The following is a 26927-nucleotide window of genomic DNA, read 5'->3' on the forward strand; positions in this document are numbered from 1 at the left end:
CCCACTGTCTTCAGGCAATCGGAGTTGAATGAACCGGATCCCGGTGCGTTTGCGCGCGACCGTGGTTCGCATTTCACAGCATCCATGATTCCAGCGATGGAGGAGATGACAATGCCGATCGAATTCACCCATGTCCCAGGCAAGTCCGCTGACGCCGCCGTTCCCTTCTTCTACGATTTCGCCGAGACCGCGACCAAGCTCGGGCTGATCGAGGATGGCGGCTTCCAGAAGATCGTCGTCGACGATCCGGCCGGACTGCTGACCAATATGGATCTTGGTGCCCAGGTGCTCAATCGCACCGCGTCGCTGGAAGTGGTGTTGACCCATTGGGCCGGCGTGATCGAACCGACCGTGGCGGCCCGCCAGCTGGCATCGATCGACAGGGAGAGCGGCGGACGGTTGGCGCTTCGGATGATCAGCGAGCCGTTGAACGACGACGACGCCGAGACGCGGCCGGTAGGACATGGCGTGATCTGGCAGCGCATCGACGAATATCTGGTGCTTTTGAAGCGGCTGTGGTCGAACGACCGGCCCTTCGACCATGAAGGCGCCTTCTACAGCATCAAGGGCGGCTATGTGCCGCGCAAGGGTCCGCATGGCGCCGACCTTGTCATCCGCATGGGCGGCCAATCGGGAACGGCCCTGAAGGTGGCCGGCCGGCATGCCGATGTCTTCGAACTGGCGCCGGGCTCGATTGATGAGGTCCGGCAACTGATGGAGCGGGTGCGCGGTGCCGCCGCCGAACACGGCCGGGCCGGCAAGCTGCGCTTCGCGCTTCCGGTCAGGATCCACCAGGGCGCTTCCATCGCCGGCTACAAGGCGGTCGACCTGTCCGGCCCGCCAGCCCAAGCCGCCCTGTCGTTGCTTGCCTATGCCGGGCTCGGGATCGACGAATTCATGATCATCGGCGTCGACACGCCGCGTGAGATCGCGACGGTTGGCAGGGAGACCATCGCCCTGCTGCGCAATTCCCTGGCGCGCCGCGAAGACCATGATGCTTTCCGGCCGGGGGCCTATGCGCCTCGCGCAGGGCTGGAGACGCGGGCTGCCGGCTGAAGCCGATCAATCATCTGTCGCGCCCCGCCTGTCGCCAAGCCGCGACAGGCCCTCGATGACGGCTGCTGAATCGGCCAACACCCCGAAGACGCCGTCCTCGACCGTCACCATGTGAAGCGCCGCCTCGTGGGCCTGCCTGTCGCCGCTGGCGCAGGCGTCCGAGATCGTCAGGCACTGAAAATTGCGGTCGCAGGCCTCGCGCAGCGTGGTGTGGACGCAGACATCGGTCGTGCATCCCGAAAACATGAGATGCGTGATGCCTTGCGCGCGCAGCACAAGCTCGAAGTCCGTATAGGTAAAGGCGCTGTTGCAGGTCTTGTCGACGATGATGTCATCAGGCGCGACATCGATTTCCGGAACGATCTGGAATCCCGGTCCCGAGCGCAGCAGGATTTCGGTTCCGTCAAGGCCGGAGCGCTTGCGGCGCCATTTTTCGTAGGGGGTCATGTCCGCCATGTCGGCGCGATAACCCTGCCTCGTGTGGATGACCCTCACGCCGGCTCCGCGCGCGGCTGATATCAGCCGGTTCACGGTGGGCAGGATCGACCGCAGCGGCGAGGGGTCATATCCCTGCCTGGCGAAATAGCCCGTCGTCGACAGGAAATCCTGCTGCAGGTCGATGACGACAAGCGCTGTGCTTTCGGCCACAAGCCTGCCGTCATAAGGGAAGTCGAATGGCGTTGCCTTGATCATTTATGGCTCCCGGTTTCGACCAACCATAATGGTTCAATGCGCCGATACCAGATGCTGGGCGTCATACAGGCCCCGGCAGACACCATCGGCATGGATCAGCTTCCGGTGCGAGCCCTGTTCGGCAATGCCGGCTTCCGAGACGACGACAATGCGGTCGGCGCCACGGGCCTGATTTGTTGATTGTTGCAGTCATCTTAAATGTTGACTATTAAGGTCATGTTTCATAGTCAACCCGACATTGGGCCGCCGAGGCCAGAAATTGGAAATGCGGGTGGCCGCACTGGAGACACCATGACCGTGGCTGGAGCCGAGACCGCCTTCCATATCGACGCGGTGCGGTTTGCCGTCGGCGAGCGGACGCTGCTTGGCCCTGTCTCGCTCGAACTGCGGCGCTCGCGCGTCTACGGGCTGATCGGCCACAATGGTTCGGGCAAGTCGACGCTGATCAAGCTGCTGGCGCGCCAGCAGCCGGCAAGTTCCGGCGCCATCACCTTCGCCAGGCGGCCGTTGCCGAAATGGGGCGCTCGTGAGCTCGCCCGCGCGCTCGCCTATCTGTCGCAGACGATGCCGGCGGCAACGGGCCTCACGGTCCGCGAATTGGCGACGCTTGGGCGTTATCCTTGGCATAGCGCGCTTGGCCGCTTCAGCGGGCCGGACAGGCCGCATGTCGACGAGGCGCTTGTGCTGACCGACATGGACGGTTTCGCCAGACCGTCTGGTCGACGAATTGTCCGGCGGCGAGCGCCAGCGCGCGTGGCTTGCCGTGCCGGTGGCGCAGAACGCCGGCGTGATGCTGCTCGACGAGCCGATCTCCGCACTCGATATCGCCCACCAGGTCGAGGTGCTGGGGCTAGTCAAGGAACTCAGCCGCAAGCGCGACCTCTGCGTCGTCGTGGTGCTGCACGATCCCAACATGGCGGCGCGCTATCGCGACGAGCTGATCGCGCTGAAGGACGGCAAGCTGCTGACGCGCGGCACACCAGGCGAAATCATGCCGGGCGATGTGCTGAAAGGCATTTTCGGTGTGGACACGGGCGTGTTCGCGCACCCGGTCACCGGACAACCCGTCGGCTATGTGCCGTGACGAGATTTGATGCGGTGGCGCAATAGGAAGCGGCTGGTCGCCGCGAGAACAAGGAAGAAGCTGTTGTCTAGAACTCGTTTGTTGGCGGCGTTGGTCGCATCGGTGATCCTGGCAGGCGGCGGGGCCCTGGCCCAGGAGCAACCGGCCGGTACTGCTCCCGCAGCCGAGGCTCCTGACGCTCCCGCCGCACCGGCCACGATGGCACCCGCGCAGCAAGTTGGCCAGCCGGCCACGGCGATGCCTGCCGGAGCCGCGCCCTCGGGGGCGATGGAACTGAACCTGCCGCACGATTTGTCGCCATGGGGCATGTTCATGGCCGCCGACATCATCGTGAAGGTGGTGATGATCGGGCTGGCCTTCGCCTCGCTCGTCACCTGGACGATATGGCTGGCCAAGTCGCTGGAGATTTTCGGCGGCAAGCTTCGTATACGCCGGGCAGTCCGCGCGATCGGCGATGCCGCGACGCTGAAGCAGGCCAGCCGCGCGCTCGACCGCAGCGGCGGCCCCGGCGCGCTTCTGGTCAAGGCGGCGGAAGAGGAGACCGCGCTTTCGGCTGGCGCGCTCGACCATGTCGGCGGCGACGGACTGAAGGAACGCGTCACCTCGCGCCTGTCGCGCATCGAGGCGGCGGCGTCGCGGCGCATGTCGCGCGGCACCGGCGTGCTGGCGACGATCGGCTCCACCGCGCCGTTCGTCGGCCTGTTCGGCACCGTCTGGGGCATCATGAATGCCTTCATCGGCATCTCGCAGGCGCAGACCACCAATCTCGCCGTGGTCGCGCCGGGCATCGCCGAAGCGCTGCTGGCCACCGCGATGGGTCTCGTCGCGGCGATACCGGCAGTGGTGATCTACAACGTCTTCGCCCGCTCGATAGCCGGCTACCGGCAGATCCTCGCCGACGCCTCGGCGGGCGTCGAACGGCTGGTCAGCCGCGACCTGGATTTCCGCGCTGTCTCGCCGGCGACAGCCCTGGCGGCGGCGTAGCGGGGCGACGCCATGGGAAGCAGAATCCGACAGACAATGGATGACGATCTCGAGGAGAACCACGAGATCAACGTCACGCCCTTCATCGATGTCATCCTGGTGCTGCTGATCATCTTCATGGTCGCCGCGCCGCTAGCGACGGTAGACGTCAACGTCGACCTGCCAGGGTCGACGGCAACGCCCGCGCCCCGGCCCGAAACGCCGCTGTTCCTGACCTTGAAGGACGATCTTACGCTGGCGATCGGCAATGACACCGTGCCGCGCCCGGCCTTCGCGGCCACGCTGGCGAGCAGGACCAAGGGCGACAAGCAGACGCGCATCTTCCTGCGCGCCGACAAGGCGGTCGCCTATGGCGACCTGATGGAGGCCATGAACCTGTTGCGGGGCGCCGGCTATCTGAAGATCGCGCTGGTCGGCCTGGAGACGGCGCCCGTGGCCAACGCACCAGCAGCCGCGGGAGCCGCCGCGCCATGACACAGTCCGCCGCCCTGCCCACGCTACAGCTGTCGCGCTTCGGCTGGCGCGATCTTGGTCTTTGGACGGGGGCGGCGACGCTTATCCTTGGAGCCCATGTCGCGGTTGCCTATGCCGTGCAGACCTTCAGCATGGTCAATGAAGCGGATGGCGGTCCGCCACCGGCCCAGGTGATCGAAATGGCACCGATGACGGTGATGCCGGCCGTGGAGGAAGACGTCGCGGCGCTGGACGCAGTGATGCCTGACCAGAGCGAGCCAACGCCAACACCGACCACCGAGCCAACGTCCGAACAGGTCGAGAAGGCGGAGCCGGTTACCGAACGGCCGGAAGCGATCGCGCCCGAAGAGACCGAACCCACCCAGACCGAGAAGACGGACCAGGTCGATCAGCCGCCGCTGAACGAGGTGATTCCGGACATTGTCGAGGCTGTCGCCCCGGATGTGGTCATTCCGTTGCCGCAGGCAAAGCCGGTCGAGACGCCGAAGCAAAAGAAACCGGTCGAGGCTAAAGCCAAAAAGCCTGTCGACAAGCCCAAACCGAAGAAGGAAAAGACGGCACCGCCCAAGACGGTGACCGCCGCCAGCGCAGATGCCAAGCCAGCGGCCAAGACAGCGGCGCCTAAGTCGGCGGAAGCGACGGGGCGAACCGGCGACTCCAGCAAATGGGATTCAAAACTGCGCTCATGGATCAATCGGCACACGCGCTATCCCAGTGCGGCGAGAGCCCGACGCGCCGAAGGCAGTGCCTACGTCACGTTCACGGTCGACTCATCCGGCCGGGTTCTGTCCGCCAGGCTGACCCGTTCCTCAGGCAATGCCGACCTGGATCGGGCGGCCCTGTCCGTGCTCCAGGGTGCCACCGTGCCGGCACTTCCGCCGGAGCTTGGCGGGCGCCAAAGCCGCACGGCGCCGTTCGTCTTCAACCTGCGCAATTAGCGCGTCCTGGGGCGAAACGGTGGTGCCATGGACCCTCGCGCGGACAGCGGCCGATCAGCAACTCATCGACTGGCAGAGCGCCTCGACCTGCTCCAGGTAGAAACGGCATTTCGTGCGCAGGACCCGGAGGTTCGGATCGTCGGCGCCGTTGATCTCGATGGTTTGCATCATGAAATCGAAATGGATGTGAAAGGCGTCCGCCGCGCCCCAGAGGCTGTCGGCCTGCCAGGTGTCGGTCATCGCCGTTGCGACCAGTTGCCGGGCCTCGACGCGCGCGGCATCCGGTGATGCCGGTCGACTGGCGATCAGGACATGGAGCCGGCCGAAGACGCTTTCCCCGACGTCGGCGCTCCTGATGGGTGCGATCATGTTCATTGGCGGATCCCCCTCGATTCTCTAGGCATGATGTCCATTCTGCGGGCTGCGGGCGATCAAGGCGGGGATAGCGGCGGTATCGGACGGCCGACCCCTGATGATGTTGGCAAGCTCCGCGTCGGCCTGCTTGAACCAGTAGACCATGTCGGGACGCTCAAGGTCGCCGGCTGCCTTTTTCAGGAGCGGCAGCAGGGTTTGCAGCGCACACACTGTCTCCCACCGGTTCGGCTGAGAGCCTGCCGGCGCGCACAGGGCTGACGGTTGCATCCGCTACGCTCTCCGTGGCTGAGCGTGTTCCTTTACATTCGGCCTGGGATGCATCGGGTTGCCGCTGAGCTGCGCATGCCTTGCCGGCCGCGCGCCGCGCAGGACGTCGAAGGCTTCGGCATAGGCCATGCCCAGCAGATAGGAGATCATGGGAAAACGGCTTGCTTCGGCCATCTGCACCAGCTCATTGGTCATCGACGCGATATATTGAAGACTATCGATCTCTGACTGCCTTAGTGAATGATTTGCCACGTGCTGCTCCTGTTATCGGATGGAACTCGGGGAACGCGTACTGGCTACACAGAATAGAGTAAGTCGGCTAATTAATAGACTGGCCCGCCGAATGCGGGCTTGGTTCCGGGGTCGAGAGGGTCAACGCGTAAACGGGTGCGTCCGTGAGGCGGTCTAGGCCAAGGAGGCGCTTGATCGCCGAATGGCTGAGCGCTGCCGTGGGACAGGCCGACAAGCCATGTCTGGTCGCCGCCAACATCATGTTCTGGCCGATATGGCCGGCCTCGATCAGCACGACACGATAGGCGTTGGCATCCTCATATTTCCACATGGTGCGGTCGAGCCTGGCACAAAGCAGGATCAGGCATGGCATGGTATCGGCCCATTCCTGCCCGCCGACCAGTTCGGAGATCTTCGGCAGATGGTTGGCAGGAATCCTGCCGAGGTCGTGATCGGCGGCTGAATAATGATAGACGCCGGGGTCCAGACCCTCGACACCAAGCGCGACCACATAGGCCTCGTAAGGATTCCGCGCGCCACCCGAAGGGGTCATGCCCAGCGGCAGGGCGCCAACACAGTTGCTGGTCTCGCCGGTAATGCCCATACCCGCGAACAGGCAATCGGAGAGCTGTTTCGCGGTGATGGTGGGCGCGGCCGCGGTGCGGTTGGTGCGGCGCCGCGCCATCAGGCTCAGCAGTTCGTTGTCGTCGAGTGCGTTCGGCAGCCGGATGGCGCCGGCGGCATTCTTGAGCATGAGGTCGGGCTGCGCGACGTGCCCGGCGCGTTCGATCTGGCGGGCCTCGGCCTGTTCGATGGTCATGAACTCCGAGTCCTGGACGCAGAAATGCATCAGCGCCGTCGGAATGCCCCAGCTCCACTGCCCGGAGAACTGCGTTTCCTGTTCGGCTAGCGGCGAGCCGGCGGTGACCAGGGCGGAAAAATCAAGCAATTGCGGCACGACGGCATTGAGATCGGATTTCGACCATCCGTGGGCGCGTGCGATCTCCGCCGTGGAGGCCCATTCGTCCCAGGACGCAAGAAGACCGATCACCTCGGGGCTGCAGTCGAAGACGCTTCTGGTCAGGAAATTACAGGCCGTGACCTTGTTGGTTCCGGGATAGAAGACAAGCGTTTTTGAAGAGCGCATTTTCATGATGCTGAATGCCGTTTTGTGAATTTGAGGCGCCGACGGGCGAACATCCCGTCGGCGCCGAACGACTTCAGCGCTTGTTGTAGTGCATGCCCTGCGAAAAGAAGACGGTCTGCGTGCCCGCGGCAACCGTCAGCTTCGGGGCATTGTTCACTTTCTTGGCCATTTTCGTCCCTTTCCCGACCCCCCAATGGGATCTGTTGAAGGATCCCCACCGTGGGATCCGCGAGAAGAAAGGTAAGTTCGAAAGAGTTAATGATTTGTTAAAACCGTAGTAAAGGGCACGCGATCTAAAATATCTTTCTTCGCGACAAAGTTTAAAAAATCGATTTTTCTCGGATAGTGAGTAGGTATACGCTAGCATACGCTCTTTCGAGGTATTCTTATTCTCATTTAGCGTAAATTGGATGCGCGAGATCAGCCCTGCCCGTCCCGAGCGAGGCTGACGACCAACGGATCGATGCCCGGATCGTCAAGCTTGACGACATGCGCCATGCGGATCGCATGCCGTGGCCGGATGCCGGACATGTCCTGCCGCATGATGACGGATACGAATGCCGGCCCGGCCTCGGTCAGGAGCATGGCCTTGCCGATCAGAACCGGTTCGGAGATCGGCGCCCATTGCACGGAGATCAGCGACGGCTCGCCGGTCTGGCGACGGTTGACGCCGCTGAAATAAATCCAGTTCAGGCGAGAGATCGCCACGCCATAATGATTGCCGCGCGCCCGAGCCCATGTCGAGCCACGGCGCTCCGACCACCCGGTGACTCTGCGGAATGTGACCAGTTCGACGTCGCGACGCACGAAGGTTACCGACCGCATCAAGAGGTCGGAACGGGTCGGGATCGAAAAATAGGTGAAATAGGTGCCTCCCGCGATCGATGGAGCGGGCGGGCGGATCATCTGCTTGAACAGGCTTTCCGAAATCGGCGGCAGGCCTGGGGCCATTGGCTCGGGAAGACCCGGGTCCCGGTACAGTTCGGCTTCATCGATGCGGAAGTAGTCGCAGATCAGTTTGGCAGTGGCCTTGTTCGGAACGGTCTGCCCCTGCAGGTAACGTTCGAACTGCGTGCGGTTGATACCCAACTCGCGGCACACCGCGCTGACGGAGGCATGGTTTTCGCAGAGCCGTCTGAGATTTGCAGCGAGATTCTCGCGAATGGACACGTCTTTGCTTTCGCAGGCGAATTCTTCATTCCGACTCGGAATCCATATAGCGCCTTCGGTCGCCCCCCGCCGAAACGCCCTGCCGCAACTCACAGAAAAAACTGATTTGAGAACGGCAGTCTAATGAGGCGGCTTTCAAAAAAAATAGCGCAATCCCGACAACGGCCATCGCCATAAGTCCAATTGACAATCTCTCTTGCCTCGGACTTCGCCAAATCGCCTATGGCTTTTTTTGGGGGGCTTTGGCGCGCCGAACGCCGCGTCGCCATGCATCGCATGTGCCTGCGCCCCGGCGGCGCGCCAAAAAAGGGAGAAGCGATTATTCCGATGGTGGAGCTGAGGAGGATCGAACTCCTGACCTCGTCATTGCGAACGACGCGCTCTCCCAGCTGAGCTACAGCCCCGTCCAACGGATGGCGCATTTATCGGGCGCGGCGGATTTCTGTCAAGGCGGCGTTTTGCCGAAATGCTCGTCGGCCGGCGCGGCGGCTGCCGGCCCTTGCCGGTTTCGCGTGCAATGGCTACATGTCGGCAACAATCGGAGACAGGCATGCTCGCCCTCATTCAAACCATCGTCATGGCGCTCGACCTCTACTGGTGGATCATCATCGCCTCGGCGATCTTTTCCTGGCTCTACGCCTTCAACGTCGTCAATTCACGCAACCAGTTCGTCGGCAGCATCGGCAACATGCTCTATCGGCTGACCGAGCCGGCACTGCGGCCCATCCGCCGCTTCATGCCTGACCTTGGCGGCATCGACATCTCGCCGATCATCCTGCTTTTGATCCTGTTTTTCGTCAGGCAGTTCATTCTCACCACGGTAGCCCCGCTGGTGCTGTGATCCCGACAATTGCATGAGCGCGCCGCTGCGCATCCGCGAGAACGGCATCGATCTGTTCGTGCGGCTGACACCAAAATCTTCCGTGGACAGGTTGGAAGGCTTCGAAACATCGGCGGACGGGCGAAGCCATTTGAAGGCGCGGGTCCGCGCGGTGCCGGAAAACGGCGCGGCCAATCACGCGCTGGAGAAGCTGGTCGCCAAGACGCTGGGAGTGCCGGCATCGGCCGTGTCGGTCGTCGCCGGCGGCACGGCACGGCTCAAGACGCTTCGCATAGCGGGCGATCCAGGGGCGCTGGCGCAGCGTGTCGAGGCGCTGGGCTGATCCGCAATCAGTGCTGTGGCAACTCCGGACTGACTGTCGGCGGGACAGCACCCCCTCTCTGCCCTGCCGGACATCTCCCTCAGGGGAGATCGGCACCCTCGGCGTCGACCCTCAATCGCCCAGCGGCAGACGCGGGTCGTCGACCTTCAGCGTGTTCACGCTTTGCTTGATGCGGCGCAAATTCTCCAAGACCTTTGGGCCGCGCGTCTCGGCGACCGAAGTCACGATCATGTCCACGATCGCCAGCAGCGCGTAGCGCGACGACGTGGGCTTGTAGATGTTGCCATCCTCGAGCGGCTGCAGGTGTATGACCGTGTCGGCCACCTTGGCCAGTGTCGAATCGGGTGCGGTGACGGCCACCGTGGTGGCGCCGTATTGCTGCGCGACCTGCACCGCCTCGATGACCGAGCGTGCATAGCCGGACACTGAAAAGGCGACCAGCGTGGTTTCCGGCGTGGCAACGGCGGCGTACATGCGCTGCAACTGGCCGTCGATCTGGGCCAATACCGGCAGGCCGAGCCGGAACAGCCGGTTCTGCATCTCGGTCGCCATCATCGAGGAGATGCCGCCGGAGCCGATGCACAGCACATTGCCTGACGTCGCAAGCCGCTCGGCGACAGCGACCAGCGTCGTCATGTCGAGGTTCTCGCTGGCGCGCTGGATGGCCGAGATGGCGGCTTCGGTGATGGCGGAGGCGATGCGCTGTTCGCGGGCGTCGCGGCTCAGCGGCTCGGGCGACAGATACTGGCCGCCGATGGCGATGGCCTGCGCCAGGTAGAATTTGAAGTCGCGCAGCCCCTCGCAGCCGAGATTGCGGCAGAAGCGCGTCACCGTCGGCTCGCTGACGCCGACGCGCGCGGCGATCTCGGAGATCGCGGCCTTGGAGGCGAAATCGAGATCGGATAGCACGAGGCCAGCCAGCCGGCGATCCGACTTGGTGCCGTCCTGCGACATCAGCTGCAGCCGCGTGATGATGTCGGCCGGCGTCTTCATGCCCGTGTGTTCGTCTTCATGTCGGCACTTCTCGTTTCACAGCGGCAGGCCTGTCGCCTTGTCGAACAGATGGATGTTGCCAGGATCGACCGAGACCGGCAGCAGGTCGCCCGGCCTGACCGGCACCCTGTCGCGGAACACGGCGCGCACCGTATCGGCGCCGATGGCGCCATAGACGTGGGTTTCGGCGCCGGTCGGCTCGACGACATCCACCTTGAGCGCCATGGCGTCGGCGGCTTCACCGATGATGAAGTGCTCGGGTCGGATGCCGGCCTCCACGGCGCCGCCCGCCGGCACCGCCTTGCCGGCAAGCGCCAGCCGCCCGCCGCCCGCCGATTCGAACCATGTCTTCTCAGGCGTTGTCTTCAGAGCCCCGGACACAAAGCTCATCGACGGCGAGCCGAGGAAGCCGGCGACGAACTTGTTGGCCGGCCTGTCATAGAGTTCGAGCGGCGCTCCGACCTGCTGGATCCGGCCACGGTCCATCACGACGATGCGGTCGGCCATGGTCATGGCCTCGATCTGGTCGTGGGTGACGTAGACGATGGTCGATTTCAGCCGCTGGTGCAGCGCCTTGATCTCGGTGCGCATCTGCACGCGCAATTGGGCGTCGAGGTTGGACAGCGGTTCGTCGAACAGGAACACCGACGGTTCGCGCACGATGGCGCGGCCCATGGCGACGCGCTGGCGCTGGCCGCCCGACAATTGCCGGGGATAGCGGTCGAGATAGGAGAACAGGTTGAGGACGCCCGAGGCCTTCTTGACCTTCTGGTCGATGGTCGCGCGGGTCTCGCCGCGGATCTTCGGTCCGAAGCCGATATTGTCGGAGGCTTTCAGATGCGGGAACAGCGCATAGGACTGAAACACCATGGCGATGTTGCGCTGCTGCGGCGGCAGGTCGTTGGCGCGCACGCCGCCGATCAGGAGATCGCCCGACGTGATCGTCTCCAGGCCGGCCAGCATGCGCAGCAAGGTCGACTTGCCGCAGCCGGACGGACCGACCAGCACCACGAATTCGCCGCTCTTGATGTCGAGGCCGATGTCCTCGAGGATCCTGTGCTGGCCGAAGGATTTCGACAGGTTGCGAAACAGGACGTCGGTCATGGTCACGCTCCCAATATGTCGTCGATGAACGGCAGGCAGCCGGCGGTCAACCCCGCATCCACGGGCATCACCACGCCTGTTACGCCCGAGGCACGCTCCGACGCAAGAAAAGCCACGGCTTCGGCCACTTCCGAAGCATTGACGATGCGGCCGAGCGGGTAGAGTCGCTGCAACTTGCCCAGGATTTTCGGATCCTTGGCCAGGCGATGGTCCCAGGCGGCGGTGCGGATCGATCCCGGGCAGACGACATTGGCGCGCACGCCGCTGCGGCCAAGCTCGACCGCGATCGATTTGGCATAGGCGTTGATGCCGGCCTTGGCGGCCGCATAGGCCGGATTGCCGAAATGCGCGATGGCGTTGACGGAAGAGATGAAGACGATGCTGCCTGAGCCGCGCGCGGCCATCGCCTTGGCGATAGGGTCGGCGAAGGTCATGACCCCGGTCAGATTGAGGTCGAGTTCATGCTCGATATTGTCGGCGTTGAGTGCGGAGATCGTCTCGGCGCGCGTCCAGCCGGCATTGTTGATCAGGATATCGGGCACGCCGTCCTTGTCCAGCACAGCGGCGATCCCCGCCTCGATCGAAGCCCGGTCGAGAAGGTTGAAGACATGGCGCGAGGCAAGCCGCGGGCTTGCCAGCGCCTCCTCGGACTGGTCACAGCCGACCACCCGCGCGCCCCTGTCGGCCAGCAGCGCGACGATGGCCGAGCCAAGGCCGCCGCCGGCACCGGTGACGACGACAGTGCGGCCGGCGAATTCGGCTTTCGAAACCACGGCGCTTGCTCCTCCCGCAGGTCAGGCAGATGCCGGCAGGCTAAAGAAAGGAATGTAATTAAGCAACATGATAATCTGCTTGCATGGCACGAATTCATCGATAATGTAGGAAAGTCACATAAATCTTGTGCCCAGCCATCGGCACAGGGAGCGCAAATGCGCGAAACAAATGGGAGAGATCGGATGAGCCTTGCCAAATGGACTGTCGGCCTGATGGCCGGAATGAACATGCTGGCCTTCGCGGCGCAGGCGAATGCGGGTGAGGTGCGCGTCACCGTCGCCGAATACAGCGCAAAGACCGGCCCCTATTTCGAGGAAGTGAAGAAGGAGTTCGAGGCAAAGAACCCAGGCATCACCGTCAAGTTCGAAGTCGTGCCGTGGGACGTGCTCCTGCAGAAGCTGACCACCGACATCACCGCCGGCACCAATGCGGACCTGTCGATCATCGGCACGCGCTGGCTGATCGACTTCGTCCAGCAGGATGTCGCCGAGCCGCTCGACAGCTACATCACGCCCGAATTCAAGGGGCGTTTCATCGATACCTTCCTGTCGCCCTCGATCATGAACGGCAAGACCTACGGCCTGCCGATCGCGGCGTCTGCCCGCGCCATGTATTACAACAAGGAACTGTTCGAGAAGGCCGGGATCGCCAAGCCGCCGGCAACCTGGACCGAGTTGCAGGACGATGCCCGCAAGATCAAGGCGCTGGGGTCCGGTACTTTCGGGTTCGGCCTGCAGGGCAAGGAGATCGAGACCGACGTCTATTACTACTACGCCATGTGGTCGCAGGGCACCGAGATCCTGAACAAGGATGGCACGTCGGGCCTCGGCACGCCGGGCGCGCTCGAGGCCGCCAAGCTCTACAAGTCGATGATCGACGAAGGCCTGACCGAGCCGGGCGTCACCTCCAACAACCGCGAGGATGTGCAGAACCTGTTCAAGCAGGGCAAGGTCGGCATGATGATCACCGCGCCCTTCCTGTCCAACCAGATCAAGGACGAGGCGCCGACCCTGAAATATGGCGTCGCCGCCATTCCGGCCGGCCCGACCGGGGCGCGCGGCACTTATGGCGTCACAGACTCGATGATCATGTTCAAGAACTCCAAGAACAAGGATGAGGCCTGGAAGCTGATGGACTTCCTGTTCACCACGGAGCAGCGCGCCAAGTTCACGCAAGGCGAGGGCTTCCTGCCGGTGAACAAGGAAGAGGCCAAGATGGACTATTACGTCAACAATGCCGACCTCGCCGCCTTCACCGCGCTCTTGCCCGACGCCCGCTTCGCGCCGGTCATTCCGGGCTGGGAAGAGGTCGCCCAGATCACGTCCGATGCAATGCAGAAGATCTATCTCGGTGGCGACCCCGAGGCAGGCCTGAAGGACGCGGCGGCCAAGGCCAACGCAGTGTTGAAGAAATAGGGGCCGTGCCCAAGAATAGGGCGTATCTCCCTGCGCCCGTGGCGCGCCTCAGATTCAGGCGGGGCGCGCCACTCCCCTTGTAAGAAGCATGCAACGGCTCCCCTATGGGGATGGCGAGGGCCGACAAGGCAATCACTCCGGACAAAAGGATAAATCGCCAACGTCAGCGCCGCCCCTCATTGCCCTGCCGGGCATTTCTCCCCGTATGGTGACGGGAGAAAGGGCTGGCCGCGATCTCGGCTCCTCTTTTGAGACGCCGGTGATTGGCGAAAGCGGCAACGAAGGCGCCCCTCTCCCCGTCACTATACGGAGAGAGGATGCCGGCAGGCAGGTGAGGGGCGGCGCAAACGTTGGGAAGAGTTTGTGAACCGAGCGCCTAAGAAGAACAAGTCAGTATTAGCCTGGCTCGCAAGCCAGCGCCATTGATGCCTCGCAACGCGGTACAAACCAGCCGATGCAAAATCGCTTCTTGCCCTATCTCCTGACCTTGCCCAGCCTGTTCCTGGCGGCGGTCGTCATCTTCTGGCCGGTCTGGGACCTGATCCAGATCTCGACGCATGACGTCAACCGCTTCGGCCAGTTGCGCGAATTCAGCGGCCTTGCCAATTTCGCGGCACTTGCCGCCGATCCCGACTTCGTCGCGGCACTCTGGCGCACCGGCCTATGGACCGTGCTGGTGGTGGGCGGCGCACTGCTGCTGTCGGTGCCGGTGGCGATGATCCTCAACACCGATTTCTATGGACGCGGTCTTGCCCGTGTCATCATCATGCTGCCCTGGGCGGTGTCGCTGACCATGACGGCGGTGGTCTGGCGCTGGGCGCTGAGCGGTGAAAGCGGCATGCTGAATTCCGCGCTGCTCGGGCTTGGCCTGATCGACCATAACATCCAGTGGCTGGCCAGCGCCGAGACGGCGTTTCCGATGCAGGTGCTGATCGGCATATTGGTGACGGTCCCGTTCACCACGACGATCTTCCTCGGCGGCCTGTCGTCGATCCCGGACGATCTTTACGAGGCGGCCGCGCTTGAGGGCGCCACGCCGCTGCAGCAGTTCCGCGAGATCACCTTTCCGCTGCTGAAACCGTTCATCAACATCGCCATCGTGCTCAACACCATCTATGTCTTCAATTCGTTCCCGATCATCTGGGTGATGACGCAGGGCGGGCCGGCCAACTCGACCGACATCCTGGTCACCCACCTCTACAAGCTGGCCTTCCGCATCGGCAAACTGGGCGAGGCCTCGGCGGTGTCGCTGGTAATGTTCGCCATATTGCTGGTCTTCACCATGATCTATGTGCGCCTCGCCATGCGGGAGCAACGCGCATGACGCCCAAGCTCAAACGCACCGTCATCGCCTGGCTGCTTTTGGCGCCCTTGATCGTGGTGACGATCTTTCCCTTCGCGGTGATGTTCCTGACCGCGGTCAAGCCACGGCAGGAAGTGCTGTCACCGACATGGTGGCCGAGCGAGTTCCGCTGGTCGAACTTCTCCGACATGTGGGTGGCGACCGGTTTCGGCCAGGCGCTGGCCAACTCGCTCTATGTGTCGGTCATCGCCACGGTCGGCGCCATCCTCATCTCCGTGCCCGCCGCCTATGCGATGTCGCGCTTTCGCTTTGCCGGCTACGGGGCCTTTCGCCAGTTCCTGCTGATCTCGCAGATGATCTCACCGATCGTGCTGGTGCTGGGCCTGTTCCGGCTGATGGCCGCCTGGGGGCTGGTCGAATCGACGACGGCGCTGGGCTTCATCTACATGGCCTTCAACGTCGCCTTCACCGTGTGGATGCTGCAGAGCTATTTCGACACCATTCCGCGCGATCTCGAGGAAGCCGCCTGGATGGAAGGCGCCGGCCGCTGGCTGACCTTGCGCAAAGTGTTCCTGCCGCTCTGCCTGCCGGCGATCGCGGTCACGGCGATCTTCACCTTCATCAACGCCTGGAACGAATTCGTCGTGGCGCTGACCATGCTGCGCAGCCAGGAAAGCTACACGCTGCCGATCCAGGTCTTTTCTCTCGTCGCCGGCCGCTACACGATCGAGTGGCATCACGTCATGGCCGCCACTTTGCTGGCGACACTGCCTGTGGCGATCCTGTTCATCTGGCTGCAGCGCTATCTCGTGCGCGGGCTGGCGCTCGGGGCGGTCAAATAGCAATTCCAGAAAGGTGTGCAGCGGTTTCCCACTGGAATTGCAAGAAACAGATAGCGTCACCACGGAGTCTTCATGCGTATCTTCACCGCCTCGCTGGCGACGGAAACCAACACCTTCTCGCCGGTGCCGACCGACCGGGCCTCGTTCGAGATGGCGTTCTATGCCGGGCCGGGCAAGCATCCTGAGACGCCGACCTTGTGTTCCTCGCCGATCGTGGCCTTGCGCCGCCGCGCGGCCGCCGAAGGACTGACCGTGATCGAAGGCACCGCCACCTGGGCGGAGCCGGGCGGCCTGGTGCAGCGGCAGACCTTCGAGGCGCTGCGCGACGAGATTCTCGGGCAACTCGAGGCGGCACTGCCGGTCGACGCGGTCATCCTCGGCCTGCATGGCGCCATGGTAGCGCAAGGCTATGACGATTGCGAAGGCGACCTGCTCGAGCGCGTGCGGGCAATTGTCGGACCCAAGGTGGTGATCGCCTCCGAGTTCGATCCGCACAGCCATCTGACGCCAAAGCGCGTGGCGGCCTCCGATATCATGGCCTATTTCCTCGAATTCCCGCACACCGACTTCTATGAACGCGGCGAACATGTCGTCGAGCTTGGCCTGGCTGCCGCGCGCGGCGAGATCAAGCCGGTGATCTCGACCTTCGACTGCCGCATGATCCAGGTGCTGCCGACCAGCCGCGAGCCGATGCGCTCCTTCGTGGACCGTATCAAGGCCATGCACGGCAAGGACGGCGTGCTGTCGGTATCGGTCATCCACGGCTTCATGGCCGCCGACGTGCCGGAAATGGGCACGCGCATCCTCGTCGTCACCGACAACGACAAGGCCGCAGGCGATGCGCTGGCGCAACAGCTGGGACGCGAACTCTATGCCATGCGCGAAAAGACGGCGATGACGATGCTTGATACCGCCGACGGCATCGACCGGGCGCTGGCCGTACGTGCCGGGAATCCCGGCAAGCCCGTGGTCATCGCCGACATCTGGGACAATCCCGGCGGCGGCGTTCCCGGCGACGGCACCTTCGTCTTGCGCCAGATGCTGGCGCGTGGCCTGGACAAGTTTGGCGTGGCGACGATCTGGGATCCGATTGCCGTGACCTTCTGCCTGGCGGCAGGCGAGGGCGCTGTCATCGACCTGCGTTTCGGCGGCAAGGCAGGACCCCAGGCGGGTGAGCCGATCGATGCGCGCGTCAAGGTGCTGAAAGCCGTCAACGAGGGATGGCAGAGTTTCGGGCCAAGCCGGGTGACACTTGGGCCGGCCGCCTTGGTCCGCATCGAAGGCACCGAGGTCGACATCATCCTCAACACCAATCGCACGCAGACTTTCGAGCCGGACATTTTCTCCAACATCGGCGTCGATCCGCTGGCCAAGGACATGCTGCTGATCAAGTCGACCAACCATTTCTATGCCGGATTCGAACCGATAGCCGCCGAGATCATCTATGTCTCTGCGCCGAGTTCCTATCCGAGCAATCCCGCGGTGACGGATTACAAGAAGTTGACACGGCCGGTGTGGCCGAGGGTGAAGGATCCGTGGAAGAACGGCGCTGATGATCTCCCCCGTTGAGGGGTAGATGTCGCCGAAGGCGACAAAGAAGGGCGCCTCACGCGAAGCGCCAACCCGCATCCGCTGCAGCAGGCCGAGCCCGGTCGGACCGACCCCCTCTGGCCGCTTCGCGGCCATCTCCCCCTCGAGGGGGGAGATTGGCTGGCGCTACACCAGCCCGCGCTTCACCATCATCGCTTCCGGCGAAGGCATCTTGCCGCGGAACGCAGTGTACAGCTCTTCCGGGTCCTTCGAGCCGCCGGCGGCGTAGATGTTCTTCCTCAGCCGCTCGGCCAGCGCCGGGTTGAAGGGATCGCCGGTCTCCTCGAAGGCGGCGAAGGCATCGGCGTCCAGCACTTCCGACCACATGTAGGAATAGTAGCCGGCCGAGTAGCCGTCGCCCGAGAAGACATGGCCGAAATGCGGGGTGCGGTGGCGCATGGCGATGGTGTCGGGCATGTCGAGCCTGTCGAGCGTTTCGGCTTCGAAACGAAGCGGCTCCGCCGGGGCATCGGGCCGAGCGTGATAGGCCATGTCCATCAAGGCGGAAGACGTGAATTCGACCGTGGCGAAGCCGGCCCCGAACGTGCGCGTGGCCAGCATCTTGTCGAGCAGCGCCTTCGGCATCGGCTTGCCTGTCTTGACATGCAGGGCGTGCTTTTCCAGCACCGCCGGCACCGTCAGCCAATGCTCGTAGAGCTGCGAAGGCAGCTCGACGAAATCGCGGCTGACCGAAGTGCCCGCGACCGACGGCCAGGTGACGTCGGTCAGCATGCCGTGCAGCGCATGGCCGAATTCATGGAACAGCGTCTTCGCCTCGTCGACAGACAGCAGTGCCGGCTCGCCGGCCGGCGGCTTGGCGAAGTTCATGATGTTGTAGATCACCGGCTTCGAGCCTTGGCCAAGCTTGTATCCGGACTTCAGCGCGCTCATCCAGGCGCCGGACCGCTTCGAGGGCCGCGCGAAATAGTCGGCAAGGAACAGGGCACGCTCGCTGCCATCGGCATTCTTTACCACAAAGACGCGCGCATCGGGATGCCAGGCTGCAATGCCCTTCTTCTCCTCGAAGGTGATGCCGAAGAGTTTGGTCGCCACGTCGAAGCAGGCGTCGATGACCCGGTCGAGCTGGAGATAGGGCTTCAGTTCCGCCTCGTCGAAAGCGAATTTTTCCGCGCGCAGCTTCTCCTGGTAGAAGCGCCAGTCCCAGGCGGCGAATTTTTCATTGCTGCCGGCTTCCGCCGCCAGCCGTTCCAATTCCTTCTGGTCGGCGGCGGCCTTTTCCAGCGCCTTTTCCCACACCGGATCGAGCAGCGCGTGCACCGCCTTCGGCGTCTTGGCCATGGTGTCGTCGAGCTTCAGCGCGGCGAAGGAAGCGTAGCCGAGCAGTTTCGCCTTTTCGGCGCGCAGCTTCAGCATGTCGCGCACCACGGATGTGTTGTCGCTGGCGCCGCCATTCTGGCCTCGCATGGTGAAGGCGCGGAAGGCAATCTCGCGCAGGTCGCGGCGTTCCGAGAAGGTCGTGAACGGCTCGTAGATCGAGCGCGACAGGGTGACGGCGTAGCGGCCTTTCTGGCCGCGAATCTCGGCGGCCTCGGCCATCGAACTTTTCAGGAAATCCGGCAGGCCGGCAAGATCGGCCTCGTCGAGGAACAGTGCCCAGTCGCGCTCGTCGGCCAGCACGTTCTGGCCGAAAGTCGTGCCGAGCGAGGACAGTTCCTCATTGATCCTGGCCAGCCGCTTCTTGCCCTCGGCATCGAGCTTGGCGCCGGAGCGGACAAAACCCTTCCAGGTCCTCTCCAGCACCCGCAAGGTCTCGGCGTCGAGCCCGAGGCTCTCGCGGCGCTGGTAGAGATCGTCGATGCGGGCGAAGAGTTTCTCGTTCATCGAGATCGCCGAGAAATGCCTGGACATTTTTGGCGAGATGTCGCGCTCCAGCGCCTGGATCGTATCGTTGGTGTAGGCGCCGGCCCGGCACCAGAAGATCGACGAGACGTGATCGAGCGCCTCGCCGCCCAGCTCCAGCGCTTCAAGCGTGTTCTCGATGGTCGGTGCCTCCTTGTTGGCGGCGATCGCGTCGATCTCGGCCTCATGCGCCTTCAGCGCCGCGTCGAAGACCGGGGAAAAATCACTGTCGCCGATATGGGCGAAGTCCGGCAGGCCGAGCGGGCCTTCCCACGCGGTCAGCGGATGGGCGGCGAGGTCGACGGCTTTCGTGGAGGACATGGAGGGTCTTTCGCTGGCATCAATGAGGAGGGTGTCACCGATGTAGGGCGCGGTCCGCGGGGCCGCAATATGGCAGTTGGCCGATCCGCCTCAATAGTCTTCGCAGTTTTCGGCGATTGCCGCTTGCGAGCTTGCGGTGATGCGGCTGTCTGTCACCGCGAAGGTTTCCTGCATCAGCATGTCATTGTTGGGGAAGTCGTAGCAGGCGATCACCGTGGTGACACCGCCCTCGCTCTTCTCGATCCGGTGGCGGATCGCGGCACCCGCTACCGCGCCTTTCCACTCATCGAGCGAGGCGATGAACTCCTGCTTGCCTTGAACGATGCCGAGGTCATCGAGCTTGATGCGGACATCGTCGGCAAGCAGGTCGGCGAGTTCTGTACGGTCGGCGACCAGGAGCGCCGCATACCAGCGGCTGATGATGGCGCCGTCATCGGCTCGGGCGGCGATAATTGCCACCAGCAACGCGGCCGCCGTGAGAACGACCGACCGGACGTTCATCACCTGGCGCACCGCCCCGTTCATTCCAGCACCGGCCGCTCGAAATCGCCGGTGTCCTTGTTCATCACCCAGAGCTCCCCGGTCGAAATGTCGAACCAGGCCCCGTGCAGCGACAGCCGGCCCTTGCCCTCGAGGATCGAGACGCAAGGAAAGGTCCTGAGGTTGGCGATGGAATACCGGATCGAGATGCGCTCGAGTGCTGTCTGGCGCTCCGTTGCCGTCATGAAGGTGCTGGAGGAGACGGTCTCGGCGGCTGGCGCGATCAGGCTCATCCACTTGCCGATGAAGTCGCCGGGGGACAGCGGCGCCGAATTGGGGTCGAGCGCGGCGCGGATGCCGCCGCAGCGGCCATGGCCCATGACGACGATATTCTTGACCTTGAGGCTCTGCACCGCGAATTCGAGCGCCGCCGAGGTCGAGTGGAACTCGCCATCCGGCTCGTAGGGGGGCACCAGATTGCCGACATTGCGCAGCACGAAGAGTTCGCCCGGCCCGGCGTCGAAGATCGCTTCAGGGGCCGATCGGGAATCGCAGCAGGCGACGATCATCGTCTCGGGGGCCTGCCCCTCTCGGGCGAGCTCGCGATAGCGGCCGCTCTCGGTGAGGTAACGGCCGTTCATGAAATTGCGGTAGCCGGTGAGGAGGTGGTCGGGAAGATGAGGCATGGGCGGCTAAGGCCTTTCCTTGGTTGGAGGCGGCAGCTCGTTGCGGTCGAGAAAGGCTCTAGCGGCAAATGCCGGTCGCGAGCAATGCAGAATTGTGGGAGCTGGGCATAAATGCCATGCGCCGAAGCGGGCGGGTGTCGATATTCATGCCCAGATGGCGACCGGTATGCCACGACCGTCAGCGAGCGGCGGGTTGGGAAATGGCTTCGCCCTGCCGCTGGCGATGCGGCCGGCGATCAGCATCATGACAGCCGCGTCGAGGAAATCGTCCGCGGCCGCCCCGCGCGGCGGCGGCTGGTCGAGAAAACCCATGTCATAACCGTGCCGGCAGAGCAGCGCCTTGCGCTCCGCCATGCCGGCCGGATTGATGCTGCCCCTGATCTTCTTCGGCAATTGCATGGCCTGATTGCCATTCAAGCGGCAGAAGGCGACCTCCGGATGCGATTCGAAGACGCGGCCGCGCAGATCCGGCCGCGCGATCAGCAAGGCGTCGATCTCGCGGATCTTCGAAAAGATGCCGAAGGCCTGGATGGAAACGCCGCGCGGCGGGTCCGATGTGGCCCTGGCCAAATCGCTTGCCTTGCGATGCCCGGCGTACCAGGCTTCGACGGTGGTGAAATCGCTCGTGTCGGCATAGAGCGCGGCGCGGGACGGGATCGAAAAGACGCTGGACTGGCGTGCCCCAAGCAGCGGCCTGACCAGCGCTTCCGGTCCGCGCCCGCCTTTGCTGGAGAATTCGGGCAGGCCGATCGGCATGTCGACGGCGACAATCGCATTGTCCGGGCTTGCCTTGAGCAATGCAGCGAAGCTGGCGAACACCTCGACTTGGGGCGTCGAACCGGGGTTACGAGGCGTCGAACCGGGGTTACGAGGTGTCGAGCCGTGCTCGCGCCGCACGGCGATCCAGCCGGCCTTGCAGCCATCGGCGCCGACGAGCACGACCTCGGTCGAAGTCACGCCCGGCGGTCCCGCCCCGGATGCGTGAGGTGGCGCAGTTGCACCATGGCCATCGGGTGCGACAGGCTCTGGGCGTCGGTTTCGAGCTGCAGCTCGTCGCCGCCCCGCTTGGCGGTACGTGCCAGGATCTCGTAGACCGCCGCCGTGGTCGACTGCAGCGCCTTGATCGGCGGCTGGCCGGAAAGGATGCGGGCGAGGTAGACGGCCGCTGTCAGGTCGCCCAGGCCGTTCGGCGGCTTGTCGATCAGGCGGTGCTCCGCAAGCAGGGCCTGGGTGCCGTCGAGCAGCAGATTGCCAGTACCGCCTGAAATCATCGACTGTGCCGAGGTGACCAGCATGGTCGACGGTCCGGCATGGAGTGCCGCCGAAATCACCGATTTCAGATCGGGCAACGGAACGCCGGCCATCCATTCGAGTTCGTAGCGATTGGGCGTGGCGATGTTGGCGATCGGCATCAGCCGGTCGCGCATGGCGACGGCGGTCGGCTCCGGCACATAGAGACCGCCGGAATCACCCATCACCGGATCGCAGATATAGACAGCGTCAGGCGTCCTGGCCTTCACCGCGGCGACCAGCGAAGCGACGGCCTCGGCCTGGCCGGCTTCGCCGAGATAGCCGGACAGCACCGCGCCGACCTCGCCCAGCCATGGCGCGCGCTCGAGATCGGCCATCAGCGCCTTGAACTGGTCGAGTGGCGGTACGATACGCGTCGCCCGCCCGTGGCCGGGATGCCAGGGCAGGATGACCGTCGGCACCGCCCAGACCGGAAAGCCGAGGGTCTCCAAGGCGAAGACGGCGGCACGGTTGCCGACCGAACCGCGCGCGACATGGCTGGAAATGACGATGACCGCACGCGGCGCGTCGGGTTTTTCGGCACTCATTGTTTTGTGATTCCTAGCTGCCCCGGATGAGGAAAAGCACGAGCCAGACCATCAGGCCCAGCGCCAGAAACAGGCCGAGTATCCTGCCAATGCGCGTGCCCCAGACTTCGATCGGGTCCGTGCGGTCGGCGTCGGCTGCGGCGACGTGGTCGCGCATACCTTTCGTCGTCCGCGCCACGAAGGAGGCGCCGGCCGGGTCGGTTTCTCGCGCGACGCGCTCCAAGATACGGCGCGATTCCCTGTCGCTGTCGGGGCGTTCCGCCATGATGATGTCCCGTTTTGCCCGGACCTTACCGCGTTCGCGCGGCCAATCACAGGGCCTTGCGGCAGGACGATACATTGTCGGGCGGCTCAAGAGGCCGAGGCCGTTTTCTTGCGCGCTGATTGTGCTAATGCTTCGCATGCAACTTCTACCGAGGGACCCCATCATGCTTGCCCAGCGCCTTCCCCGACCGTCGACATTCCGCACGCTGCCCGCCTTCCTGATGATGGCGATCGTGCTGCCGCTGCTTGCCGGCTGCGGCTACAACACGATCCCGACGGCGGAGGAGAATGCCAAGGCGGCATGGAGCGAGGTGCTGAACCAGTACCAGCGCCGCGCCGATCTCATCCCCAATCTGGTCGAGACGGTCAAAGGCTATGCCTCGCATGAAAAGGACACGCTCGACGCTGTCGTCGAGGCGCGCGCCAAGGCGACGCAGATCACGGTGACGCCGGACACGCTGAAGGATCCCGAAGCCCTCAAGAAATTCCAGGATGTCCAGGCCGGGCTGACCAGCGCGCTGTCGCGGCTGATCGCGGTGTCGGAGGCCTACCCCGACCTCAAGGCCAACCAGAATTTCCTGGCGCTGCAGGCACAGCTTGAAGGTACCGAGAACCGCATCGCGGTGGCGCGGCGCGACTACATCCAGGCGGTCAGGGACTATAATCTGACGCTGAAGACCTTCCCGTCCGTGCTCTGGGCCACCTTCTGGTTCCGCGGCAACGAGCCCTTCGCCAATTTCACCGTCGACGAAGACAAGATGCAGCCGCCGAAGGTCGATTTCGGCACGAAGCAGGGCGGGTGACAGCCGGAGCCAAACGTCGTGATCTTGCAGGCCGATGAGGGACGGCGTCTGGCTCGCCTTGTCGCAGCCATGCTCTTCATCCTGGCGCTTCCGTTGGCGGCCTTCGCAGCGGATCTGCCGGCGCTCACGGGCCGCGTCGTCGACGATGCGGGCATTATCGACGCCTCGACCAAGGCGGCGCTGACGCAAAAACTCGCCGACTTCGAGACAAAGGGTTCCGACCAGATCGTCGTCGCCACCATCCCCAGCCTCGACGGCGAGGAAATCGAACCCTACGCCAACCGGCTGTTCCGCTTCTGGAAACTTGGCCAGGCCAAGGAGAACAACGGCGTCCTGCTGCTGGTCGCGCCGAACGATCGCAAGATGCGCATCGAGGTCGGCTACGGGCTGGAAGGCACGCTGACCGACCTGCACACCAAGCTGATCATCGAAAACGACATGGTGCCGGCATTCCGCGCCGGCGACTTCTCCGGTGGCATCTCCAAGGCCGTGGACGACATGGTCATGGTGCTGGAAGGCAACCCGGAGGAGCTGGAAGCGCGCGGCAAGCGCAACCAGGAGGCGCCGTTCAATTCCGACAACCTGTTCTTCGCCATCTTCATCAGCATCTGGGCGATCATCTTCTTCGGCAGCATCGCCGCCTCCATCCTGCCGCCGATCTTTGGCCAGAAGCTCGGGCCAGGCCGCTATCGCTGGCTTGGCATGACCTTCGAGCCCGGACGGCGCTCCTCATCCGGGGGCGGCTGGTCCTCGGGGAGCTCAGGCGGCGGCTGGTCTTCGGGTGGGGGCGGTGGCGGCTTTTCCGGCGGCGGCGGCTCGTCCGGCGGTGGTGGCTCCTCGGGAAGCTGGTGACGGCATGACGACACGCACCGTCAGCACGCCGAGGCCTGGTTTCCTTAGCCCGGCGATCCACGCTATCCTGACGACCCTGGCGTTGCTGATCTTCTGCTTCGCGCTTTCCGCCGCCGAGCTGCCTGCCCTGACCGGCCACGTCGTCGACGATGCGGGCATCATCGACGCCTCGACCAAGGCGGCGCTGACGCAAAAACTCGCCGACTTCGAGACAAAGGGTTCCGACCAGATCGTCGTCGCCACCATCCCCAGCCTCGACGGCGAGGAAATCGAGCCCTACGCCAACCGCCTGTTCCGCTTCTGGAAACTCGGCCAGGCCAAGGAGAACAACGGCGTCCTGCTGCTGGTCGCGCCGAACGATCGCAAGATGCGCATCGAGGTCGGCTACGGGCTGGAAGGCACGCTGACCGACCTGCACACCAAGCTGATCATCGAAAACGACATGGTGCCGGCATTCCGCGCCGGCGACTTCTCCGGCGGCATCTCCAAGGCCGTGGACGACATGGTCATGGTGCTGGAAGGCAACCCGGAGGAGCTGGAAGCGCGCGGCAAGCGCAACCCCGCCGACAACAGCACTCCCATCGATCCCATCGTCGCGGTGTTCCTGATCCTTTGGGCGACGATGTTCCTCGGCGGCCTGGCGATGGCATTCCTGCCGCCGATGTTCGGCACGAAATTGTCGCCGGGCGTGTATAGATGGCTGGGCATGACGTTCCGTTACGGCCGGGGACCAAGCGGATCGTCCTCGGGCTCCAGCGGCTGGACAACGGGTTCGTCGGGCGGCGGCTGGTCGTCGGGAAGCTCCGGCTGGTCGTCCGGGTCGAGCAGCGGCGGCGGGTTTTCGGGCGGCGGTGGCTCGTCCGGTGGTGGCGGTTCTTCAGGAAGCTGGTGAGACAATGGCAACACGACCGATCAGCCCGCAGGATCATGAGCTTATCGCCGATGCGATCCGCGCCGCCGAGGCCAAGACCGACGGCGAGATCTACTGCGTCGTGGCGCATGCCAGCGACGGCTATTTCGCCCCCGCCGCCCAGATGGCGACGCTTGGCATGCTGGTCGTCAGCCTTGCCGTAGCCTACGGGCTGGAGGCATGGTGGCTCACCATCCGCCTGCCGCATTTTGTCATCGCCCAGCTCTTGGCGCTGGCCTGCGTGCTGGCCTTGCTGTGGGTGTTGCCTGGCCTGCGCATCCACATGGTGCCACGGCGGCTGCGCTATCAGGCGGCGCACGCCAATGCGATCAAGCAGTTCCTTGCCCGCAACGTCCATCGCACCACGGCGCGCACCGGCGTGCTGATCTTCGTCTCGATCGCCGAGCGCTACGCGGAGGTGGTCGCCGATTCGGGCATCGACGCCAAGGTCGGCCAGCATGTCTGGGACGGCGTGGTGCGCGACCTCACGGCGCACGCCGGCGACGACCGGCTTGCCGACGGTTTCGTCAAGGCGATCGAGCAGGTGGGGGCGGTGCTGGCCGAACATTTCCCGGTCACCCCGGGCGATACCAACGAGCTGGACGACCATCTGGTCGAAATCTGAAAGGCCTGCCTGCAAACGCGACCTTGCCGATCCGGCCTGTTTGCGGACATGCGTTGCCCCACGGCAGTGGTGTCCGCATCGGTTGTGAGAAAGCGATCGACGGGCCGCCCGGACTCTTGCAATCGGGCCATGCGGGTTTATGGTTAACAAATCATGAATACGCTGACGATCGACATCCGGAAAGCCGACCCGCGCGATGCAGGCGCCATCGCCGAGGTGCATCTGGAAGCCTGGCGCGGCGCCTATTCCGGCATTATCCCACACCGCACGCTGACATCGATGATCAACCGCCGCGGCGCCGACTGGTGGGCGAATGCGATTCGCCGCGCCGCCACCGTTCTGGTGGTTGAAATCGGCGGCACGATCGCCGGCTATGCGACGATCGGCAAGAACCGCGCCCGCGAGCTCAAGCAGCAAGGCGAGATCTACGAATTGTACCTGCGCCCGGAATATCAGGGCATCGGTCTCGGCCGTCGCCTGTTTTCGGCAGCCAGGGCGCGTCTTGCCGACCATGGCCTGAAAGGCATGGTGGTGTGGGCGCTGGAAGATAACCAGAACGCGTTGGCCTTCTATGCCGGCGCCGGTGGCCGCGATATCGCCGAGGGTGTCGAAATCTTCGAGCAGAAGGCGCTGAAGAAGGTCGCTTTCGTCTGGGAGTGACCGCTCGGGGATGATTGCGGCAAGC

General features: G+C 64.0%; 30 protein-coding genes, 1 tRNA gene and 1 pseudogene. 16 read left to right on the plus strand and 16 right to left on the minus strand.

Going from position 1 to position 26927, the window contains the following annotated elements; translation table 11 throughout:
• The first annotated feature begins 111 nt into the window (after positions 1 to 111).
• Positions 112 to 1056, plus strand: coding sequence for an LLM class flavin-dependent oxidoreductase (locus tag EB815_RS06075; protein WP_056576420.1), 945 nt, complete (start codon positions 112 to 114; stop codon positions 1054 to 1056).
• Between the two features lie 6 nt (positions 1057 to 1062).
• Here EB815_RS06075 and EB815_RS06080 read toward each other — a convergent pair whose 3' ends face one another.
• On the minus strand, positions 1063 to 1749 hold the full coding sequence (locus EB815_RS06080; RefSeq protein ID WP_056574917.1) for a cysteine hydrolase family protein: 687 nt from the start codon (positions 1747 to 1749) through the stop codon (positions 1063 to 1065).
• A 291-nt stretch (positions 1750 to 2040) separates the two neighbouring features.
• Here EB815_RS06080 and EB815_RS06090 point away from each other — a divergent pair.
• The 4 genes and pseudogenes from EB815_RS06090 (at position 2041) to EB815_RS06105 (ending at position 5229) form a co-directional block, all read left to right on the plus strand.
• Positions 2041 to 2833, plus strand: a pseudogene (locus EB815_RS06090) (ATP-binding cassette domain-containing protein).
• Positions 2834 to 2896: 63 nt separating this feature from the next.
• Positions 2897 to 3817: a tonB-system energizer ExbB gene (gene exbB, locus EB815_RS06095; protein ID WP_056576423.1), complete on the plus strand. Its 921-nt coding sequence runs from the start codon at positions 2897 to 2899 to the stop codon at positions 3815 to 3817.
• Between the two features lie 12 nt (positions 3818 to 3829).
• On the plus strand, positions 3830 to 4291 hold the full coding sequence (gene exbD / locus EB815_RS06100; protein ID WP_056574920.1) for a TonB system transport protein ExbD: 462 nt from the start codon (positions 3830 to 3832) through the stop codon (positions 4289 to 4291).
• A complete protein-coding gene (locus tag EB815_RS06105) occupies positions 4288 to 5229 on the plus strand; it encodes an energy transducer TonB family protein (protein WP_056574923.1) in 942 nt (313 codons plus the stop codon). Before exbD ends, EB815_RS06105 begins: the two co-directional genes overlap by 4 nt.
• A 54-nt stretch (positions 5230 to 5283) precedes the next feature.
• Here EB815_RS06105 and EB815_RS06110 read toward each other — a convergent pair whose 3' ends face one another.
• The 6 genes from EB815_RS06110 to EB815_RS06135 all read right to left on the minus strand — a co-directional run bounded on the left by EB815_RS06110 (position 5284) and on the right by EB815_RS06135 (position 8823).
• Complete coding sequence (locus EB815_RS06110; protein ID WP_056574926.1) at positions 5284 to 5604, minus strand: hypothetical protein; 321 nt, start codon at positions 5602 to 5604, stop codon at positions 5284 to 5286.
• Between the two features lie 21 nt (positions 5605 to 5625).
• Positions 5626 to 5814 (minus strand): hypothetical protein, encoded by a 189-nt coding sequence (locus EB815_RS06115; protein WP_056574929.1) that lies wholly within the window; start codon positions 5812 to 5814, stop codon positions 5626 to 5628.
• A gap of 60 nt (positions 5815 to 5874) precedes the next feature.
• The gene (locus tag EB815_RS06120) at positions 5875 to 6123 is read right to left on the minus strand and encodes a hypothetical protein (RefSeq protein ID WP_056574932.1); all 249 of its coding nucleotides are present in this window, start codon (positions 6121 to 6123) and stop codon (positions 5875 to 5877) included.
• 67 nt (positions 6124 to 6190) lie between these two features.
• Positions 6191 to 7249 (minus strand): SagB/ThcOx family dehydrogenase, encoded by a 1059-nt coding sequence (locus EB815_RS06125; protein ID WP_244494120.1) that lies wholly within the window; start codon positions 7247 to 7249, stop codon positions 6191 to 6193.
• A gap of 420 nt (positions 7250 to 7669) precedes the next feature.
• Positions 7670 to 8419 (minus strand): helix-turn-helix domain-containing protein, encoded by a 750-nt coding sequence (locus tag EB815_RS06130; RefSeq protein WP_056574938.1) that lies wholly within the window; start codon positions 8417 to 8419, stop codon positions 7670 to 7672.
• A gap of 328 nt (positions 8420 to 8747) precedes the next feature.
• Positions 8748 to 8823, minus strand: a tRNA-Ala gene (locus tag EB815_RS06135).
• A 146-nt stretch (positions 8824 to 8969) separates the two neighbouring features.
• Here EB815_RS06135 and EB815_RS06140 point away from each other — a divergent pair.
• Positions 8970 to 9260, plus strand: coding sequence for a YggT family protein (locus EB815_RS06140; RefSeq protein WP_027047523.1), 291 nt, complete (start codon positions 8970 to 8972; stop codon positions 9258 to 9260).
• 13 nt (positions 9261 to 9273) lie between these two features.
• Positions 9274 to 9582 (plus strand): DUF167 domain-containing protein, encoded by a 309-nt coding sequence (locus EB815_RS06145; protein ID WP_056574941.1) that lies wholly within the window; start codon positions 9274 to 9276, stop codon positions 9580 to 9582.
• 111 nt (positions 9583 to 9693) lie between these two features.
• On the opposite strand, the gene EB815_RS06150 is transcribed toward EB815_RS06145, so the two are convergent.
• From EB815_RS06150 to EB815_RS06160, 3 genes are read right to left on the minus strand one after another with little or no spacing between them, the layout of a single operon-like run.
• Positions 9694 to 10575: a MurR/RpiR family transcriptional regulator gene (locus EB815_RS06150; RefSeq protein ID WP_056574952.1), complete on the minus strand. Its 882-nt coding sequence runs from the start codon at positions 10573 to 10575 to the stop codon at positions 9694 to 9696.
• Between the two features lie 36 nt (positions 10576 to 10611).
• The gene (locus EB815_RS06155; protein WP_056574955.1) at positions 10612 to 11679 is read right to left on the minus strand and encodes an ABC transporter ATP-binding protein; all 1068 of its coding nucleotides are present in this window, start codon (positions 11677 to 11679) and stop codon (positions 10612 to 10614) included.
• A gap of 2 nt (positions 11680 to 11681) precedes the next feature.
• The gene (locus EB815_RS06160) at positions 11682 to 12452 is read right to left on the minus strand and encodes an SDR family NAD(P)-dependent oxidoreductase (protein WP_056574958.1); all 771 of its coding nucleotides are present in this window, start codon (positions 12450 to 12452) and stop codon (positions 11682 to 11684) included.
• A 183-nt stretch (positions 12453 to 12635) separates the two neighbouring features.
• Here EB815_RS06160 and EB815_RS06165 point away from each other — a divergent pair, with 183 nt between their 5' ends.
• The 4 genes from EB815_RS06165 to EB815_RS06180 all read left to right on the plus strand — a co-directional run bounded on the left by EB815_RS06165 (position 12636) and on the right by EB815_RS06180 (position 17582).
• Complete coding sequence (locus EB815_RS06165; RefSeq protein ID WP_056574963.1) at positions 12636 to 13868, plus strand: ABC transporter substrate-binding protein; 1233 nt, start codon at positions 12636 to 12638, stop codon at positions 13866 to 13868.
• Positions 13869 to 14322: 454 nt separating this feature from the next.
• Positions 14323 to 15192 (plus strand): carbohydrate ABC transporter permease, encoded by an 870-nt coding sequence (locus EB815_RS06170; RefSeq protein ID WP_056574965.1) that lies wholly within the window; start codon positions 14323 to 14325, stop codon positions 15190 to 15192.
• Positions 15189 to 16013 (plus strand): carbohydrate ABC transporter permease, encoded by an 825-nt coding sequence (locus EB815_RS06175; protein WP_056574968.1) that lies wholly within the window; start codon positions 15189 to 15191, stop codon positions 16011 to 16013. Before EB815_RS06170 ends, EB815_RS06175 begins: the two co-directional genes overlap by 4 nt.
• Before the next feature lie 72 nt (positions 16014 to 16085).
• Complete coding sequence (locus tag EB815_RS06180; protein WP_056574974.1) at positions 16086 to 17582, plus strand: M81 family metallopeptidase; 1497 nt, start codon at positions 16086 to 16088, stop codon at positions 17580 to 17582.
• Between the two features lie 147 nt (positions 17583 to 17729).
• Here EB815_RS06180 and EB815_RS06185 read toward each other — a convergent pair whose 3' ends face one another.
• The 6 genes from EB815_RS06185 to EB815_RS06210 form a co-directional block, all read right to left on the minus strand.
• Complete coding sequence (locus EB815_RS06185) at positions 17730 to 19784, minus strand: M3 family metallopeptidase (RefSeq protein WP_056574976.1); 2055 nt, start codon at positions 19782 to 19784, stop codon at positions 17730 to 17732.
• Positions 19785 to 19874: 90 nt separating this feature from the next.
• Positions 19875 to 20309: a hypothetical protein gene (locus EB815_RS06190; RefSeq protein WP_056574979.1), complete on the minus strand. Its 435-nt coding sequence runs from the start codon at positions 20307 to 20309 to the stop codon at positions 19875 to 19877.
• Positions 20306 to 20950 (minus strand): carbonic anhydrase, encoded by a 645-nt coding sequence (locus EB815_RS06195; protein WP_056574982.1) that lies wholly within the window; start codon positions 20948 to 20950, stop codon positions 20306 to 20308. The genes EB815_RS06190 and EB815_RS06195 overlap by 4 nt, the downstream gene beginning before the upstream one ends.
• Positions 20951 to 21094: 144 nt before the next feature.
• Positions 21095 to 21907 carry a DUF429 domain-containing protein gene (locus EB815_RS06200; protein ID WP_056574985.1) on the minus strand — a complete coding sequence of 271 codons (813 nt, stop codon included), beginning with the start codon at positions 21905 to 21907 and terminating at the stop codon, positions 21095 to 21097.
• Positions 21904 to 22788, minus strand: a complete 885-nt coding sequence (pdxY, locus tag EB815_RS06205; RefSeq protein ID WP_056574988.1) for a pyridoxal kinase PdxY — start codon at positions 22786 to 22788, stop codon at positions 21904 to 21906. The genes EB815_RS06200 and pdxY overlap by 4 nt, the downstream gene beginning before the upstream one ends.
• Before the next feature lie 13 nt (positions 22789 to 22801).
• Positions 22802 to 23053 carry a hypothetical protein gene (locus EB815_RS06210; RefSeq protein WP_056574991.1) on the minus strand — a complete coding sequence of 84 codons (252 nt, stop codon included), beginning with the start codon at positions 23051 to 23053 and terminating at the stop codon, positions 22802 to 22804.
• A gap of 163 nt (positions 23054 to 23216) precedes the next feature.
• Here EB815_RS06210 and EB815_RS06215 point away from each other — a divergent pair, with 163 nt between their 5' ends.
• The 5 genes from EB815_RS06215 (at position 23217) to EB815_RS06235 (ending at position 26902) form a co-directional block, all read left to right on the plus strand.
• The gene (locus EB815_RS06215) at positions 23217 to 23855 is read left to right on the plus strand and encodes a LemA family protein (protein WP_056574994.1); all 639 of its coding nucleotides are present in this window, start codon (positions 23217 to 23219) and stop codon (positions 23853 to 23855) included.
• 69 nt (positions 23856 to 23924) lie between these two features.
• The gene (locus EB815_RS06220; protein ID WP_065005492.1) at positions 23925 to 24707 is read left to right on the plus strand and encodes a TPM domain-containing protein; all 783 of its coding nucleotides are present in this window, start codon (positions 23925 to 23927) and stop codon (positions 24705 to 24707) included.
• A gap of 4 nt (positions 24708 to 24711) precedes the next feature.
• Positions 24712 to 25599, plus strand: coding sequence for a TPM domain-containing protein (locus tag EB815_RS06225; RefSeq protein ID WP_065005493.1), 888 nt, complete (start codon positions 24712 to 24714; stop codon positions 25597 to 25599).
• A gap of 4 nt (positions 25600 to 25603) precedes the next feature.
• A complete protein-coding gene (locus EB815_RS06230; RefSeq protein WP_056574997.1) occupies positions 25604 to 26242 on the plus strand; it encodes a TPM domain-containing protein in 639 nt (212 codons plus the stop codon).
• A 153-nt stretch (positions 26243 to 26395) separates the two neighbouring features.
• On the plus strand, positions 26396 to 26902 hold the full coding sequence (locus EB815_RS06235) for a GNAT family N-acetyltransferase (RefSeq protein WP_056575000.1): 507 nt from the start codon (positions 26396 to 26398) through the stop codon (positions 26900 to 26902).
• Positions 26903 to 26927 lie beyond the last annotated feature (25 nt).

This window comes from Mesorhizobium loti (assembly GCF_013170705.1).
GTDB classification, from domain to species: Bacteria; Pseudomonadota; Alphaproteobacteria; order Rhizobiales; family Rhizobiaceae; genus Mesorhizobium; species Mesorhizobium loti_D.